We start from the raw sequence: 326 nt of genomic DNA on the forward strand, positions 1-326 counted from the left end.
TGTTACAAATTAGATGCAGACTTAAATGGCAAGCCTGTTGATCAAAAGAAATATCGAGGAATGATAGGATCACTCCTATACCTCACAGCCAGCAGACCCGACATCATGTTTTCTACATGTGTCTGTGCCAGATACCAAGCCAATCCTATGGAATCTCATGCTATAGCTGTAAAAAGAATTTTCAAATATCTTAAAGGAACTCCATCTCTTGGCCTTTGGTATCCAGCTAACTCTGATTTTCAGCTTAATGCCTTCACCGACTCCGACTATGGAGGATGCAGACTAGACAGAAAAAGCACATCTGGTTCTTGCCAATTTCTTGGAGG

1 protein-coding gene is annotated in these 326 nt (G+C 41.4%); it reads left to right on the plus strand.

What is annotated here, in order from left to right:
- A partial coding sequence (locus HX793_RS32215) for a ribonuclease H family protein (RefSeq protein ID WP_218646218.1) occupies positions 1-326 on the plus strand: 326 nt, incomplete at both ends.

Origin of the sequence: Pseudomonas reactans (genome assembly GCF_013387025.1) — a bacterium.
Classification (GTDB): domain Bacteria; phylum Pseudomonadota; class Gammaproteobacteria; order Pseudomonadales; family Pseudomonadaceae; genus Aquipseudomonas; species Aquipseudomonas reactans.